14 protein-coding genes, 2 tRNA genes and 1 riboswitch are annotated in these 15,317 nt (G+C 45.2%); of the genes, 1 reads left to right on the forward strand and 15 read right to left on the reverse strand.

Translation table 11 applies throughout. From position 1 onward, the window contains the following. Positions 1-112 precede the first annotated feature (112 nt). The 14 genes from hsdR to sdhC all read right to left on the reverse strand — a co-directional run bounded on the left by hsdR (position 113) and on the right by sdhC (position 12,982). Positions 113-3,319: a type I restriction-modification system endonuclease gene (gene hsdR, locus NSQ37_RS19850; RefSeq protein ID WP_025853160.1), complete on the reverse strand. Its 3,207-nt coding sequence runs from the start codon at positions 3,317-3,319 to the stop codon at positions 113-115. 648 nt (positions 3,320-3,967) lie between these two features. Further along, positions 3,968-4,041 (reverse strand) — tRNA-Arg (locus tag NSQ37_RS19855). Between the two features lie 124 nt (positions 4,042-4,165). Beyond that, positions 4,166-4,239, reverse strand: a tRNA-Arg gene (locus NSQ37_RS19860). A gap of 113 nt (positions 4,240-4,352) precedes the next feature. Further along, positions 4,353-4,862: a YfcE family phosphodiesterase gene (locus NSQ37_RS19865; protein ID WP_015240324.1), complete on the reverse strand. Its 510-nt coding sequence runs from the start codon at positions 4,860-4,862 to the stop codon at positions 4,353-4,355. Positions 4,863-4,877: 15 nt separating this feature from the next. Further along, positions 4,878-5,474, reverse strand: a complete 597-nt coding sequence (locus tag NSQ37_RS19870) for an XTP/dITP diphosphatase (RefSeq protein WP_087920775.1) — start codon at positions 5,472-5,474, stop codon at positions 4,878-4,880. An 11-nt stretch (positions 5,475-5,485) separates the two neighbouring features. Continuing rightward, positions 5,486-6,223, reverse strand: coding sequence for a ribonuclease PH (gene rph, locus NSQ37_RS19875; RefSeq protein WP_007612934.1), 738 nt, complete (start codon positions 6,221-6,223; stop codon positions 5,486-5,488). A 109-nt stretch (positions 6,224-6,332) separates the two neighbouring features. Next, positions 6,333-7,418 (reverse strand): GerMN domain-containing protein, encoded by a 1,086-nt coding sequence (locus NSQ37_RS19880; RefSeq protein ID WP_032870767.1) that lies wholly within the window; start codon positions 7,416-7,418, stop codon positions 6,333-6,335. Between the two features lie 105 nt (positions 7,419-7,523). Beyond that, positions 7,524-8,342 (reverse strand): glutamate racemase, encoded by an 819-nt coding sequence (gene racE / locus NSQ37_RS19885; RefSeq protein WP_012118125.1) that lies wholly within the window; start codon positions 8,340-8,342, stop codon positions 7,524-7,526. Positions 8,343-8,349: 7 nt separating this feature from the next. Next, positions 8,350-8,790, reverse strand: a complete 441-nt coding sequence (locus NSQ37_RS19890) for a MarR family winged helix-turn-helix transcriptional regulator (protein ID WP_003152580.1) — start codon at positions 8,788-8,790, stop codon at positions 8,350-8,352. Positions 8,791-8,976: 186 nt separating this feature from the next. Further along, complete coding sequence (gene gerE, locus NSQ37_RS19895; protein WP_003152579.1) at positions 8,977-9,201, reverse strand: spore germination transcription factor GerE; 225 nt, start codon at positions 9,199-9,201, stop codon at positions 8,977-8,979. Between the two features lie 120 nt (positions 9,202-9,321). Then, a complete protein-coding gene (locus NSQ37_RS19900) occupies positions 9,322-9,759 on the reverse strand; it encodes an acyl-CoA thioesterase (protein ID WP_012118126.1) in 438 nt (145 codons plus the stop codon). Between the two features lie 59 nt (positions 9,760-9,818). Beyond that, positions 9,819-10,577, reverse strand: coding sequence for a succinate dehydrogenase iron-sulfur subunit (gene sdhB / locus NSQ37_RS19905; protein WP_003152575.1), 759 nt, complete (start codon positions 10,575-10,577; stop codon positions 9,819-9,821). A gap of 2 nt (positions 10,578-10,579) precedes the next feature. Beyond that, positions 10,580-12,340, reverse strand: a complete 1,761-nt coding sequence (gene sdhA / locus NSQ37_RS19910; RefSeq protein ID WP_007408129.1) for a succinate dehydrogenase flavoprotein subunit — start codon at positions 12,338-12,340, stop codon at positions 10,580-10,582. A gap of 33 nt (positions 12,341-12,373) precedes the next feature. Further along, on the reverse strand, positions 12,374-12,982 hold the full coding sequence (sdhC, locus tag NSQ37_RS19915) for a succinate dehydrogenase cytochrome B558 (protein ID WP_003152571.1): 609 nt from the start codon (positions 12,980-12,982) through the stop codon (positions 12,374-12,376). A gap of 296 nt (positions 12,983-13,278) precedes the next feature. On the opposite strand from sdhC, the gene NSQ37_RS19920 reads away from it, so the two are divergent. Beyond that, positions 13,279-13,725 (forward strand): YslB family protein, encoded by a 447-nt coding sequence (locus NSQ37_RS19920; RefSeq protein ID WP_160242187.1) that lies wholly within the window; start codon positions 13,279-13,281, stop codon positions 13,723-13,725. A gap of 46 nt (positions 13,726-13,771) precedes the next feature. On the opposite strand, the gene NSQ37_RS19925 is transcribed toward NSQ37_RS19920, so the two are convergent. Continuing rightward, positions 13,772-15,001, reverse strand: a complete 1,230-nt coding sequence (locus NSQ37_RS19925) for an aspartate kinase (RefSeq protein WP_025285071.1) — start codon at positions 14,999-15,001, stop codon at positions 13,772-13,774. A 125-nt stretch (positions 15,002-15,126) separates the two neighbouring features. Beyond that, positions 15,127-15,306, reverse strand: a riboswitch (Lysine riboswitch). Between the last annotated feature and the right edge of the window lie 11 nt (positions 15,307-15,317).

Here is a 15,317-nt window from a genome sequence, read left to right on the forward strand (position 1 = left end):
CCGAGTATATTTTAATGTTGGATTCTCATTCAAACCTCATTAAAGTGAAAATCAAAGATAAAGTAACTTATCTATTATAACTGAAAAAGTGCCCCTATGAAGAGGCACATTGTTAACTAATATAAAGGTTCTCATTTATAGTGGTAACAACCGTATCAATATAGTCACCGAACTCCCGCTTCAGCAATTTATAGCCGCCCGGAGTTTTAAATGGTTCTTCCGAGAATGCCTCTTCTGCAGTCGGTGCTAATACAGGCACTTTAAGTAATTGCTTTTCTATTCTCTCTAACCATTTCTTCTGTCTTGGAGTCCAATCATGCAGTGAATACACTTTTTGCATCGCTTGTTTAATACGTGCTTCATGGGCAACTAGTGCTTCACCTAATGCAGCTTGGCGAATAAAGCTAATAATGTCTGCTGCAATGTCTTCATTTTTTGTCTGCTTCCAAGCTGTCTGCAAATGCGATTGCTTAAAGCCTTTCGTTTCTAGAATGGTAATAAGTTCTCGTAAATCCTGCCTTGTTAAATCTTTCGGTCGTGTGCAAATAAGATGAAGAGCGGGAATTTCATTAATATTTTCTTGGATAAAACGAACGAAACCTTCTAAATAATCTTCTGGTCTCTTGTTTCCTTCACCATATCCCCGAACCACATCTGTTACTTCATCCTCTTTGTTGGAGATATATCGTTTCTCGCCTTTTACCCGATAGGCTTCCATATATTCAAATAACATGTTGTGCTGTTTTGCTTCTTGCGGAGTATATAACTGAATTTCTTTCGCCCACTCATCCACATTTTTTCCATTCGACAATTCTTCAAACTTTTGTTTTCCTTCTTCATTCAGCCTTTGCTTGCGACGCTGAATTTTCGCTGCCAATTGGTTACGATAAAACGAAGCTTCATCTTCTGCAGTAGCATTGGCAAGTGATTCATATAGTTCACCGATACTGTAATTTTGTTTCTTTACAACAGGTTTCATCTCCGTATAGCTTTGCAATTTATCGTAGATGCCCACTGCATCGTAAATGTTAAAGTGTGTTTTTCCAATGTCGGGACAAAGACGGGTTGCACGTCCAAGCATTTGGTCATAAAGAATACGAGACTGTATACGCCGTAAGAATACTAGATTTGTTATTGGAGGAACGTCAATGCCTGTGGTGAGTAAATCAACCGTTACAACGACATTTGGCAGCCGCTCGTTCTTAAACCTTTTAATGGCATCTAATGGCTTATAGATATAGCCAGTAATTTTCATAATAGCATCATCTTCAATTTCATCGCCACGTTCTTTAAAGGCTTCCTTTAATAACCGAACAACCAAATCTGCGTGTTGGTCAGTGGCTGCAAAGATAAGAGTTTTCTCTTTTCCTGTCGGATCAATGTATTCAACCAGTTTGTTTAGAACCGCCCGATTAAAAGGTTCAGTAATTACCCGTTTATTAAACTGCTCAACCTCAAAATGAATGGTATCTTCCATTTTTTCTAGTTGAATCTCGCCTTTATCAACATCATACACTTCAACTTCTTCGTCTTTTTCAAGAGTAATGCCGACTTGTGAAAGTTCTGTCTTAAACAGATATGGTGGTTCATGGTCAACTAAGTAGCCATCCAGAACCGCTTCACTATAAGAATACTTAAAAATAGGCATACCAAAAATCTCTGTTGTATGAAGAGCTGGTGTTGCAGTAAGTCCTAAACATGCCGCATCAAAATAATCAATTACACGTCGATATTGGCTAATATAATCATTTTGGTCACGGAATTTCAATTCTTCCTCTGACATTTCTTTGTCACTTGTATAGCCACGATGTGCTTCATCTACAATGATGAAATCATACTGCCCGACACTTGGAAGCTTTTCGTTATCGCTATAGAAAAGTCTTCTAACCATTCCCTGCACCGTCGCAATTTGCACCTTCGTTTCAACTTCTGGAGACATGTCTTCTAAAGACTTCACATCGTATATATCAGCAAATGAGTAGCCTTCAATTTTTGTATCCTTAAGTGCATCCTCTGTCTGTTTTCCTAACGAATTACGGTCTACAAGGAAAAGAATACGACGACATTTTTTGGACTTAATTAAGCGATACATGAGGGCGATAGCTGTACGAGTTTTCCCAGTTCCAGTTGCCATCGCAATAAGCATTCTTCGTTGCCCTTCTTTTAATCCCTCTTCAGCGGAAAGTACCGCTCTTTGCTGATAATGACGCAAACCAAACTTCGTAATATCCTCTTCTTCTAATCGTTTATTCGCATCCTTATCATCTTGACTAAGAAGAAGCTGCAAGTCGTCAGGTGAATGCCAGCCTTCTAATGGGCGAGCATGTTCTAACGGTTTACGTGAATCCCAAAACCAGATGCCCGACTCTTCTTGAAGTTGTTTCAAGTATGGTCGGCCGTTCGTTGCGTATAAGAACGGCACCTTATATTCACCTGTTGTAGGTGTGATGACTTCATCTTCGACTTGTGCCGCATTTTTTGCATACACTTTTGTTTGACTTTCTAATGCGCCAGGAATCGTTTTCTTTTTTGCCTTAGCTTCAATAAAGCCAACAAGCTTTAAGCCAATAAACAACGCATAGTCAATCCTGCCGCCATTGACCTTCCATTCAGCAATTGCCATGTTTCGATTTTTCTCTGGCAGCGTTCCGTTCTTTTGATGATTGAGTACAGTTGTGTCTACTTCCCATCCAACAGCACGTAGTTTTCCATCAATAATCGTACGCGTTTCGGCTTCAGTTAATTGCTGTCGACGCATGAAGTTTTTGGATATTTTTTTACGCTCGATTTTTACCTCTTCTTGTTCCACTTCCGCCTGTCGACGAATTGCCTCTAATTCTTCTTCAAGCTTTTTGACTTTTTCCTCATATTCTCGCTGAAGTGTTTCTGTACTCTGTTCTACTTGTTCTTGAAGTTCTGTATACTCTGGTGCTTGAAAATCCCAATCACCATATACCTCCATGAACCAAATGGACAAGCGGAACGTTAATTGCAACAAAGCCTTTGCTTCTTCTACTTTTCCATAATCCGCTTCATGCATCGCTACATTCCCTTTGCGACGAAGAGCCTCTAATATATCAATTAATTCAGGCTCAAGTAACCTTTCCCGACGCAAAGTGTTAATGCGATCCACTTGCGTTGTACCATATGCCTCTTTAATATTTTCAGCGGCAAGAATAAATTTAGTTAGTGTTTCAGCGAACAATCGCAGTTTCATTACTGTTGTATGGGGGTCATGATATACATTTCTCTCAGCTGTCTCTCCCAAGTTAGCAAGTACATCCCATTTCCCTTGAAAAAATGAAAAGTTGCCACTCATTGTTATCACCGTTTTCCTAAAAGGTTGTTTGTGTCTATTATACTATAATCATGCAAAAATTAGGAATAATATGTATCGCTCTTTTTTCTACTCTGCTCCTTAGTTTAGGTTCATTCTTTAACCAAGTGAATAAAAGACGGGTTTTATTAGTTATTGTTTAAATATCGGAGCTGCGACATCAGATTTGATCGATAAAAAGAAGAGCCTCAATTAAGAGACTCTTACAAAGTTTGTGCCTTTTAGGTTATATAAATCGAATAATTGCCGCATCCGCTCCATATATAGATTCTGCAAGTGTAACCTCTTAACTCCCAAGTCATAGCCAGCAAAGATATCTTCAAGTACTTGCTGCGTGTAGAAGAGTCTAATAAATACTTCCTCTCCTCAGTGGCAAATCCAATCTTCTGTTCCTTGTATTCCTGAAGCCTTTGCTTGTGACGTTTTTCAGCCTTTTTCATGATATTTACCTTGCGTTTTAGCACATAGTCAGCTTCATTTTCATTTTCTTTTGGTCACAACAAAAAACCTCCTATACCGAAAGTGATATAAGCCAATAACAGGTGTAATTTCTTACTTGACCGTTATACTGACCGTTTCACTAAACGAAATAAGAGGTTGATTTGACGGGCTTCACACCCGATTTCTTAGCGTCCCAGGAGAGATTCGAACTCCCGACCGACGGCTTAGAAGGCCGTTGCTCTATCCGGCTGAGCTACTGGGACATGAAAATCAAATTGTTCTGCTGATCATTTTACCATGATTTCAGCGATTTGACAATATAGTCATCCGATAAAAAAGGCCAGCGGCATCAGTTTTCACTCTGATGTCACCAGCTCTTTTTTTGTACGTCCCAGGAGAGATTCGAACTCCCGACCGACGGCTTAGAAGGCCGTTGCTCTATCCAGCTGAGCTACTGGGACAGCTTTTGCATTATGTATCAGCGACAAGATTTATTATATACAGGTTCAAATCATAAGTCAATATTTTTTTAAAAACTTTTGATGGGGAAGAATGAAATCTCCCCCATCACTTGTTAAAAACTGATTGTAGTCCCCAAATCCTTCAATTCCCGACCCGTTTCGTCGTAAAATGTCACGGCGACTTCTCTTTCTGTAAGAGTAAGAATGGCATAGCTTTTCACATTGCGGACTCTTGGAAGACGGATGCTGCCCGGATTAATCAAAAGCTTGCCCCGAAGCTCTTCACTCCCGGCAATATGTGAATGGCCGAAGCAGACGATATCCGCCCCAAGCTCTTCCGCCCGGTAAAAAACAGTTAAAAGTGACTGTTTAATGCCGTGAAGATGCCCGTGAACGGCCAGAATTTTCTTTGAACCTGCGTCCAGAAGGAGTTCATCCTGAAACCCGCCGCCAAAGTCGCAATTGCCTTTCACCGTGTGATACGGCGTGAGCGCCGGATGTGCGGCGTCAAGCTCTGAATCACCGCAATGAATCATCAGATCCGCTTCGTCTTCGTGCCGCTTTGCAATCGTCTCCAGCTCGTCTTCAAGGCCGTGACTGTCACTTATTATCAGCACTTTCATTGCATACGCTCCCCCTTATGAATCAAGCAGCTTTGACAGTTTCTTGAGCGCCTCAGCCCTGTGACTGATTTTGTTTTTCTCAGCGCTTGTCAGCTGGGCCATGGTTTTATCTTTATCTTTTACAATAAAAATGGGATCATAGCCGAACCCGTTATCTCCCTCGGGTCCTTCCGCAATATACCCTTCAACATGACCTTCGACCGTTTTTGTTTCCTGCCCCGGCATGCTGACGGCAAGGGCGCAGCGGAAACGGGCCGTGCGCTGCTCTTTTTCGATGCCTTTTAATTCTGACAGCACCTTGTCCATGTTCGCCTTATCATCTTTTGCTTCTCCGGCATAACGGGCTGAATAAACGCCCGGTCTGCCTCCAAGGTTGTCCACTGATAAACCGGAGTCGTCTGCAATGACCATTTTGTTGACGGCTTTTGCCACGGCTTCCGCTTTTAAGATGGCGTTTTCTTCAAAGGTATGTCCGGTTTCTTCAATTTCTTCCGTAAATCCGATTTCCGCCAAAGAAGAGACGCTGTAGCCTTTCGGTTCGAGAATTTCCTTGAATTCTTTCACTTTTCCCTGATTGTGTGTCGCAATAATGGCTTCTTTCACGGTGATCAGGCCTCTCTTTCTTATTTCAGTTCAGGCAATGTTTCTCCCAGCACTTCTTTTTGCTTTTGAATAAGCGTCTGGATTCCTTTTTCAGCAAGGCTTAACAGTCCGTTTAAATCTTCACGGGAGAATGTGGCTTCTTCGCCCGTCCCTTGAAGCTCTACAAAACGTCCGCTTCCCGTCATGATAATATTCATGTCGACTTCAGCCGCCGAATCCTCTTCATAATTCAGATCCAAAAGAAGGCCTTCTTCTTTATCCATCCCGACAGAAATGGCCGCGAGATAATCTGTCACAGGAGAGGTTTTGATAACGCCGCTTTTTACGAGTTTGCCGATCGCAATGGCCATTGCCAAGAAGGCGCCGGTAATGGAAGCCGTTCTTGTTCCGCCGTCAGCTTGAATGACGTCACAGTCGATCCAGATCGTCCGTTCGCCGAGCTTCTCCAAATCAACGACGGCCCGGAGCGCGCGCCCGATCAGCCGCTGAATTTCCATCGTTCTGCCGGAGACCTTTCCTTTTGAAGATTCTCTTATCGTTCTTTGATTCGTCGCGCGGGGAAGCATGCTGTATTCCGCTGTGATCCAGCCTTTTCCTCCGCCGCGTAAAAATGGCGGCACCCGGTCTTCCACAGATGCATTACAGATGACCTTCGTATTTCCCGCTGTAATTAAAACAGAGCCTTCCGGGTGAGTGATAAAATCCAAATCAAATGTGATAGGGCGCAGCTCATCGTGCTGTCTTCCGTCGTGTCTCATATTTTACCTCCGATTATATGTACATAAACCTTTTGTTCCGGATTGTGAATAAAGAAAGAGGCAGCCGGAACGCTAACCTCTTTTTTACTAGTATATCAAAAATCGCAAATTAAAAACTACCCGTATTCACTTGTGACGGCCTCGAAACAGGTTTTGAAAGGGATTCTCCTTTCTCATTCACCAGTTCTGATTTTCCGTTTACTTTTATAGAAACACTTTTGATCGACGGCTGTTCGGTTAATGTGAGAACGATGCTGTCCAGTACGCCCGATGATACCATTTTTGTTTTTTCGTCGGCGCTTCCGTAAATGGAGCTGTTAAAGTCCAGTGTAACTTGGCCGTCTTTTACTTTCGGCTTGCCGAGAAGCTTAACATCGTTATTAAAGTCCGTCAAAAGCCCGCTTGCTTTGCCCGGTCCGTCGGCGAGCTGTTCAACGGCAGCGGTGATGTCATTTGTTTCCGAATTGTCAATCCGCTTTGTGACAGGCACGTAGTATTCGCTCGTCTCTGTTTCCGCCAGATAATAGACAGTCAGCGGATGGGTGTCTGTCAGATCATTCACTCCGGCCGTTTCAATATTAATCCCGTCTTTTCTGCTTAAGTCGCCCGTAATCGGCGTGCCGCCCACAGGCATTTCTTTCAGCTCGTGCCCGTTGATTCTGATTTTGACTTTATCTATTGAGCTGAATTGGGTAAGCGTCCATGTAATCGATTGCAGGATTTTTTGTTCGTCTTCTTTTTTATAGTTTTTAAATTCCTTCGAAAAATCAGCGACGGCAGTGCCGTCTTTTTTAATATCGACATTTACCGTCGTATCCGCAGGGAGCACCGCTCTGAAGCCGTTCGGCAGGATTTCTGACACAGGCCCTCCCTGAACCAAATACTCAAGGGCCTGCTTTGCGGTTCCCTCACTGTTCGGAAGAGGCAATGTCTGTGCTGCGACATAGCCGTTTTTATCAATCAGATACAGCTCTCTCATGACTGTATTGGCCGGCTGGTCGGCTTTAGAAGTGCCGTTTTTCTCTGACTGCTTTGATTTTGCCTGAATTCCCGCTTCATCCTTTACATATGAAATGTCTTGAGGCGGGTCAATTTCCCCGGCTGTTTTATCGGATTGAAACAAACCGCATCCAGATAACACAAAAGCCGAAGTAAGACATGTTGCAGCAATGACTGCAGGTCCTTTTTTCAGCATACTTTTCCCTCCTAAGGCTGTTTGTACTATGATGTATACGAGCCCTGTCCGGGAAATAGACCGGGAAGCGCAAAAAAACCCGCCGTAAACAGCGGGTTTTTTGATTTATTTTCTGACCGGCTCTTGAAGGGAGATGCACTCGACATGGCCGATTTCGTGGCCGAACCAGTCTTCGGCAATTTTTGCGAAGCCGTTCCGCTCTCCCGTTGTAAGAAATTGATGCTCCGGTGCATGTTTCGATTGGTTTAACAAACCTTTATAAGACAAGATGGTGCTCACTTCTCTCGCCGTCTCGTCTCCGGAGGAAATGATTTTCACATGCTCTCCCATATAGTTCTGAATCGGATCTTTTAAAATCGGATAATGCGTACATCCTAAAATCAAGGTGTCAATTGATGTACCTTTTAAAGGCTCAAGCGATGCTTCAACCGCTTCCTCCGCTGATTCCTGAAGAAACCGTCCGCTTTCCACAAACGGCACGAGCAGCGGACAAGCCGTGTTCTCAACTTGAAGTTCTGCGTTTAACCCGAGCAGCGCCTGCTCATACGCTCTGCTTTTAATGGTATTGACCGTGCCGATGACGCCGATATGCTGGTTTTTCGTGACCTTTATCGCCGTTCTCGCACCCGGCTGAATGACGCCGACAACCGGAATATCCGTTTTGCGCTGAATATCCTCCAAGGCAATGGCCGTGGCCGTATTGCAGGCGATCACGAGCATTTTGATATGGTGGTTTTCCAGCAGGTAATCGGTCATTTCCCACGTGTATTGAAGAACTTCTTCTTCAGGACGCGGGCCGTACGGGCAGCGTTTTGTATCTCCCACATAGATGATATTTTCCTTCGGTAGCTGTCTCATGATTTCCTTAGCAACGGTTAACCCGCCAACCCCGGAATCAATGACTCCTATCGGCTGTTCCAACAAAATCGCCTCATTTTCTTTTCATTTCATGCTGCAGTTTCAATAATGATTTTTCGAAAGCGGCTGTTTCTTCTTCGGAAAATGTCGCAAACATATCCCGCAAATAAGCCTGTCTTTTCAAAATCACTTCTTGGATAATGCGCTCTCCTTCAGCGAGAAGATGAATTCTGACGACCCGTCTGTCAGCCGGGTCTTTCACCCGCTCGACAAGCTTATTTTTTTCCATGCGGTCTATCAGATCCGTCGTCGTGCTGCAAGCCAAATACATTTTGCCTGATAATTCGCCTATTGTCATATCCCCCAATTCATAAAGCCATTGAAGCCCCACGAATTGCGGCGGTGTAATTGCATATTGGTTAAGGATTTCTCTTCCTTTTTGTTTAATGATCGCAGCGATATGGCGGAGTGATTTTTCGATATCCGCAACATGCTCTACAGATTTTGATGTCATTTGTCCATCCCTCACTCAAGGATCTTTCTGGGCTATGCGCTCCGTGTCTATTTTCCTTCTTTTTTTAAGAAAATGCAAGACTGACGGAGAAAAAGGAAAAACCGGGATTTTCACCGCATGCCCATCAGCCCGGGCGCCAACGCAAATAACCGGCTCCTTCTCGAAAAGAAGGAAAACCGGCAAGAATCAGAGCTCTAGCTCACCCATTCTAAGAAGCTCGACAACAGCTTGCGAACGCCCTTTCACACCTAACTTCTGCATGGCATTTGAAATGTGATTCCGTACAGTTTTTTCACTGATAAATAGCTCGCTTGCAATTTCCTTTGTTGTCTTGTCTTGAACGAGCAATTCGAATACTTCTCTTTCTCTTTTGGTCAGCAGCGGCTTTGATTGAAAATCTTTCTCCTTCAAGTATTGTAACCCTCCTTGCTAAGGTGAGAGCGAATCTGAAACGAATGGGTTTATATAGTCAAGATATCATATGTAAAGGGCGCTTCGGAGGTGACGTCTCTTAGAGAAATAGTTATCCGTTCAGGCGAGCAGAATGCCTTTCTCCCGCTCCGTCCAGCTGACCGCTTTGCCGCTTTTCTTCGACACTTGAACCATAACGACGGAACCTGTAAAGCACGGCAGGCCCGACTCATTTTCTCCAAGGTAATGAAGGGTGACGGACGCATTTCCGGCAGCGCTTGCTTTCACATAAATCCGCAGATTTTCATACGGCATCACCTGACGCATATAGTCGCACTGCTGGCTTGCGACGACCGTCATCGTTTCCGAGTTTTGCGCCGTTATGCCTCGCTGTTTGAAATAAGCGATCCGCGCTTCTTCAAAATAGATGAAAGGGGTTACATTATTCATATGGCCGAACATATCCGTTTCTGAAAAACGAACCGATACTTCAGTAAAGAAAGAAAACGACTGTCTCCATTCTTCAAACGGGATATCAATATATTGCGGCTGTTTCATCACCTTCAGCTCCTTATAAAAAAACCTCTCCCGTGCGGAAGAGGCTCTTTTTCTCTTTCTTATACTCTGTCGCTTCCGAAGAAATTACGGAATGCTTGTAAATTGGTATCTCTGTTCAAAGCGGCGATTGAAGTCGTAAGCGGAATGCCTTTCGGGCAGGATTGAACACAGTTTTGTGAATTCCCGCAATCTCCGAGGCCGCCGTCTGTCATTAACGCTTCTAAACGTTCTGCTTTGTTCATCGCGCCCGTCGGATGGGCGTTAAACAGACGGACTTGCGACATCGGGGCAGGCCCCATGAATTTCGACTTGCTGTTGACGTTCGGGCAGGCTTCGAGGCAGACGCCGCATGTCATGCATTTAGATAATTCATATGCCCACTGGCGGCGTTTTTCCGGCATTCTCGGCCCCGGCCCCAAATCGTAAGTTCCGTCAATCGGCACCCATGCTTTCACTTTTTTCAGTGAATCAAACATTCTGCTGCGGTCAACCTGAAGGTCACGGACAACCGGGAATGTTTTCATCGGCTTCAGACGGATCGGCTGTTCCAGCTTATCAATCAGCGCCGTACATGACTGGCGCGGTCTTCCGTTGATGACCATGGAGCAGGCGCCGCATACTTCTTCAAGACAGTTCATGTCCCATGCGACCGGAGTGGTTTTCTCTCCTTTTGCATTCACGGGATTTCTGCGGATTTCCATCAGGGCGGAAATCACGTTCAGGTTCGGGCGGTAATTGATTTCGAATTCTTCATCGTATGGCGCGCTTTCGGGCGTATCCTGACGTGTAATGATAAACCGTATCTTTTTCTCACTCATGATTATTTCGCCACCTTCTTCTTCGAGTAGTCGCGTTTACGGGGCGCAATCAGTGATACATCGACATCCTGATATTCAAATTCCGGAGCTTCAAACGGACCGGCATGTTTAGCCATCGTCGTTTTGAGCCACTCATCGTCATTTCTTTCAGGGAAATCCGGTTTATAGTGCGCTCCCCGGCTTTCATTTCGGTTATATGCGCCGAGCGTGATGACTCTGGCAAGCTGAAGCATATTGGAGAACTGGCGGGTGAACATCGCGCCTTGGTTGCTCCATTTTGTCGTATCGTTGATATTGATTTTCTTAAAGCGTTCCATCAGCTCTTGGATTTTGTCATCCGTTTTCAAAAGCTTGTCGTTGTGGCGGACCACCGTGACGTTGGCCGTCATCCATTCTCCGAGCTCACGGTGAAGCACGTAGGCATTTTCGTCGCCGTCCATCTTCATAATATCGGCCCATTTTTCTTCTTCTTTTTTCACATAGGAATCAAATAATGAAGAAGGCAGGTCTTCCGCTGATGTTTCAAGTCCGGAAACATATTTCACCGCATTCGGTCCGGCCACCATTCCTCCGTAGATGGCGGAAAGCAGAGAGTTCGCCCCTAAACGGTTTCCTCCGTGCATTGAATAATCACATTCTCCCGCTGCGAACAGTCCGCGGATGCTTGTCATCTGATCATAATCAACCCACAGTCCGCCCATTGAATAGTGAACGGCAGGGAAAATTTTCATCGGAAGCTTGCGCGGGTCATCGCCCATGAATTTTTCATAGATTTCGATAATGCCGCCAAGCTTAACGTCGAGCTCTTTCGGATCTTTGTGCGACAGATCGAGATACACCATGTTTTCACCGTTGATGCCGAGTTTCTGATTCACGCACACGTCAAAGATTTCACGTGTCGCAATATCCCGCGGCACGAGGTTTCCGTAAGCCGGATATTTTTCCTCAAGGAAGTACCAAGGTTTTCCGTCTTTATACGTCCAGACTCTTCCGCCCTCGCCGCGCGCCGATTCACTCATCAGACGCAGTTTATCGTCCCCCGGGATTGCTGTCGGGTGAATTTGGATAAATTCGCCGTTTGCATAATAAGCGCCCTGCTGATAGACGATTGATGCGGCAGATCCCGTGTTGATCATGCTGTTTGTTGATTTTCCGAATACGATTCCGGGACCTCCCGTCGCCATAATAACGGCGTCAGAACGGAATGACTCGATTTGCATATTGGTCAGATTTTGGGCTACGATACCGCGGCACGTGCGCTCATCGTCAAGAACGGCGCCGAGGAATTCCCAGCCTTCATATTTTGTGACGAGACCCGCCACTTCATATCTGCGCACCTGCTCGTCCAGTGCGTAAAGAAGCTGCTGACCCGTCGTCGCTCCCGCGTATGCGGTTCTGTGATGCTGTGTACCCCCGAAACGGCGGAAGTCCAAGAGCCCTTCCGGCGTTCTGTTAAACATAACCCCCATGCGGTCCAATAAGTGGATAATGGACGGCGCCGCTTCACACATCGCTTTTACAGGAGGCTGGTTTGCCAAAAAGTCGCCTCCGTATACCGTGTCATCAAAATGCTCAAACGGAGAGTCTCCTTCCCCTTTTGTGTTGACAGCTCCGTTTATCCCGCCCTGCGCGCAGACCGAGTGAGAGCGTTTGACCGGAACGATGGAAAACAATTTAACGGCCGTGCCTGATTCCGCTGCTTTAATTGTCGCCATGAGGCCGGCAAGACCCCCGCCGACTACGATAATGCTTGATTGACTCATGATAGCCCCTCTCCCTCTAGTAATCTAGTTCTCTTACACAAACGCAAAAATCGCTTTTAAACCTACGTATGAAAGCGCTAAAAATATAATCAGCGTCACGTAAGTCGAAATTCTTTGAGAACGCGGCGTGACCGTGATCCCCCATGTGACCGCAAAAGACCATAAGCCGTTTGAAAAGTGGAAAATGACCGATAAAACGCCTACAATGTAAAAACCGAGCATAAACGGCGAGCTCAAAATATTCGCCATCATATCGAAGTTGACTTCAGCGCCCATCTGCGCGGCAATCCGCGTCTGCCACACATGCCAGCTGACGAAAATAAGGGTGAGAATACCAGTGACACGCTGAAGCACAAACATCCAGTTTCTGAAATAACTGTAGTGGCCAGCGTTGTTTTTCGCAGTAAATGCTATGTACACACCGTAAACCGCATGATAAATTAAAGGTAAGAAAATAATAAAAATTTCTAACGCATACCTGAACGGCAGACTGTCCATAAAGCCGGCCGCCTTGTTAAACGCATCCGCTCCCCTTGCGGCAAATTGGTTGACGACTAAATGCTGGATCAAAAAGATGCCGACCGGAATAACACCGAGCAAGGAATGCAATCTTCGAAAATAAAACTCTCTGTTCCCAGACATTACTTTACCCCCTGTTTGATTTAAGTGCGAAATGTACTAAAATCTCTGCCCCCACTTCGTTTCAATTGTAAGCACTTTATTAAAATTTATTGACAATTTCATTTTACTCCTCCCTCAAAAGGGCGTCAAGAAAACGTGTACATAAATTATAATTTTCGGAATTGATTATCTGGAGGGAAAATTTTATTTTCCTGCGATATCTTTCTCACATTTTTTCGCGTGTTTTATAGGATCATCCTGTAATCCTCCCCCCTGTTTAAGCTATAATAAACGAAGGAGAGAGGGGAATACATAATATGAAGAATAATTATGAAGCAGCTTTAGAACCTTTAACTGAACTCGACGTCAGCGCATACGGCTACGAATTAATCCGGGAAATCCTGCTTCCGGATATCCTCGGCCCGGAGCATTCATCGATGATGTATTGGGCGGGAAAACGCCTCGCCCGCAAATTTCCTCTTCAATCGTGGGAAGAAATCCCCGCCTTTTTTGAAAAAGCCGGCTGGGGAACTTTGACAAACGCAGGATCAAAAAAACAAGAACTGGAATTTGAACTGGAAGGACCGCTTGTATCCAGCAGGCTCAAACATCAGAAAGAGCCTTGTTTCCAGCTTGAAGCCGGTTTTATAGCCGAACAGATTCAATTGATGAACGATCAGATTGCAGAATCTTATGAACAGGTAAAAAAGAGAGCGGATAAAGTCGTCCTGACTGTAAAATGGGATATGAAGGACCCTGTATAATTGAAAAAAGGCGGTGACTCCAAGTCCCGCCTTTTTGCCTGCCCGTTTACACGGCAGACGGCTGTTTAGAAAGCTCAAACGCATCATGAAGCGCTTCGACCGCTTTCACCATATCATTTTCGCTGACAACCGCTGATACTTTTATTTCAGATGTGCTCACCATTTTGACTTGTACATTTTTTTCCGCCAGTACGGCAAACATGTCCGCGGCGACGCCGGGATTTGAAACCATGCCCGACCCGACAATAGAGACTTTCGCCAGTTTTCTTTCGGTTTCAATTTTTTCATAGTCAAGCGCGTTTTTATATTCTTCAAGCACGGCGACCGTTTGCGCGGCATCTTCCGTTTTCACTGAGAAAGAAATATCCGCTTCCCCATCGTCCGACTGTGTCTGAATAATAATGTCAACGTTGATGTTTCGTTTTGCCAGCGCGGTGAAGATTGTTGAAAGTGTTGTCAATCCGCTTGCAAGGCCTGTAACGGACACCCTCGTGATCTGGTCTTCAAATGCAATTCCTCTGACGATTAAATTCTGCTCCATTGATGATTCCTCCTCAATTAATGTTCCCGCTTCATGTTCCGTACTAGACCGCACTTCTAAAGGCACTTGGTAGTTTTTCGCGAACTCAACCGCCCGCGGGTGAAGAACACCCGCTCCCAGATTTGCAAGCTCCAGCATTTCATCATAAGAAATTCCCGCCAGTTTTCTCGCTGACCGGACATACCGCGGATCTGTCGTAAATACGCCCGGAACATCTGTATAAATGTCGCATTTATCCGCTTCCAGCGCTGCGGCAAGAGCGACCGCCGTCGTATCGGAACCGCCCCGTCCGAGCGTCGTGATGCCTCCGTCTTCCGTTACGCCCTGAAAACCGGCAACGACTGTAATCCTGCCTTCTGCAAGCTGCGAACGAATCGCCGTGATATCAATATCCGTAATTCTCGCATTGCCGTGAACGGCTTCCGTGCGGACACCCGCCTGCCAGCCCGTATAAGAGACGGCGTCATATCCTTTTTCCTGAAGCGCCATGGCCAAAAGCGAAATCGTGACCTGCTCTCCCGTAGACAAAAGCATATCCATCTCGCGTCTGCTTGGTTCAGATGTGATTTCAGCCGCGAGGTTAACGAGCGCGTCGGTTGATTTTCCCATTGCCGAAACGACGACTACGACATCATGGCCTTTTTGCTTTTCAGCAATGGCGCGATTTGCGGCATTTTGAATTTTTTCGGCAGAGCCAACGGAAGTGCCTCCGAATTTTTGTACGATAAGACCCATACTAGACCACCCTTTACATTTTGGTTCGTGCGGGTGAGGAGAAAAGAGCGTTTTGTCCACAATAAAAAAAGCAATGAGAGGAATAGCTCTCATTGCTTTTTCATATCATTACGATTGATTATGAACAACGAGATAGCCCTCCAAGAAAATGAATTCTTGACAGCCTTACATTTATTTAATGCAAGGCCAGCGAATCACACCGATGGGATGTGATACACTTCGGCGACGCTCCCCTTTCAGCCTTTTTCGCAGAATCCATCATTCTCCAAAGGCTTACTATTGAAGTTCGCACCTCTATCTTCACCATATAACACGA

The sequence above is a fragment of the Bacillus sp. FSL P4-0334 genome, assembly GCF_038004825.1.
Lineage (GTDB): Bacteria > Bacillota > Bacilli > Bacillales > Bacillaceae > Bacillus > Bacillus velezensis.

Excerpts from the sequence above, each read along its gene's own strand:
- hsdR (WP_025853160.1), bottom strand. The coding sequence starts at position 3,319 with ATGAGTGGCAACTTTTCATTTTTTCAAGGGAAATGGGATGTACTTGCT.
- NSQ37_RS19865 (WP_015240324.1), bottom strand. The coding sequence starts at position 4,862 with ATGAAAGTGCTGATAATAAGTGACAGTCACGGCCTTGAAGACGAGCTG.
- rph (WP_007612934.1), bottom strand. The coding sequence starts at position 6,223 with ATGAGACACGACGGAAGACAGCACGATGAGCTGCGCCCTATCACATTT.
- NSQ37_RS19880 (WP_032870767.1), bottom strand. The coding sequence starts at position 7,418 with ATGCTGAAAAAAGGACCTGCAGTCATTGCTGCAACATGTCTTACTTCG.
- NSQ37_RS19890 (WP_003152580.1), bottom strand. The coding sequence starts at position 8,790 with ATGACATCAAAATCTGTAGAGCATGTTGCGGATATCGAAAAATCACTC.
- NSQ37_RS19900 (WP_012118126.1), bottom strand. The coding sequence starts at position 9,759 with ATGAAACAGCCGCAATATATTGATATCCCGTTTGAAGAATGGAGACAG.
- sdhB (WP_003152575.1), bottom strand. The coding sequence starts at position 10,577 with ATGAGTGAGAAAAAGATACGGTTTATCATTACACGTCAGGATACGCCC.
- sdhA (WP_007408129.1), bottom strand. The coding sequence starts at position 12,340 with ATGAGTCAATCAAGCATTATCGTAGTCGGCGGGGGTCTTGCCGGCCTC.
- sdhC (WP_003152571.1), bottom strand. The coding sequence starts at position 12,982 with ATGTCTGGGAACAGAGAGTTTTATTTTCGAAGATTGCATTCCTTGCTC.
- NSQ37_RS19920 (WP_160242187.1), top strand. The coding sequence starts at position 13,279 with ATGAAGAATAATTATGAAGCAGCTTTAGAACCTTTAACTGAACTCGAC.
- NSQ37_RS19925 (WP_025285071.1), bottom strand. The coding sequence starts at position 15,001 with ATGGGTCTTATCGTACAAAAATTCGGAGGCACTTCCGTTGGCTCTGCC.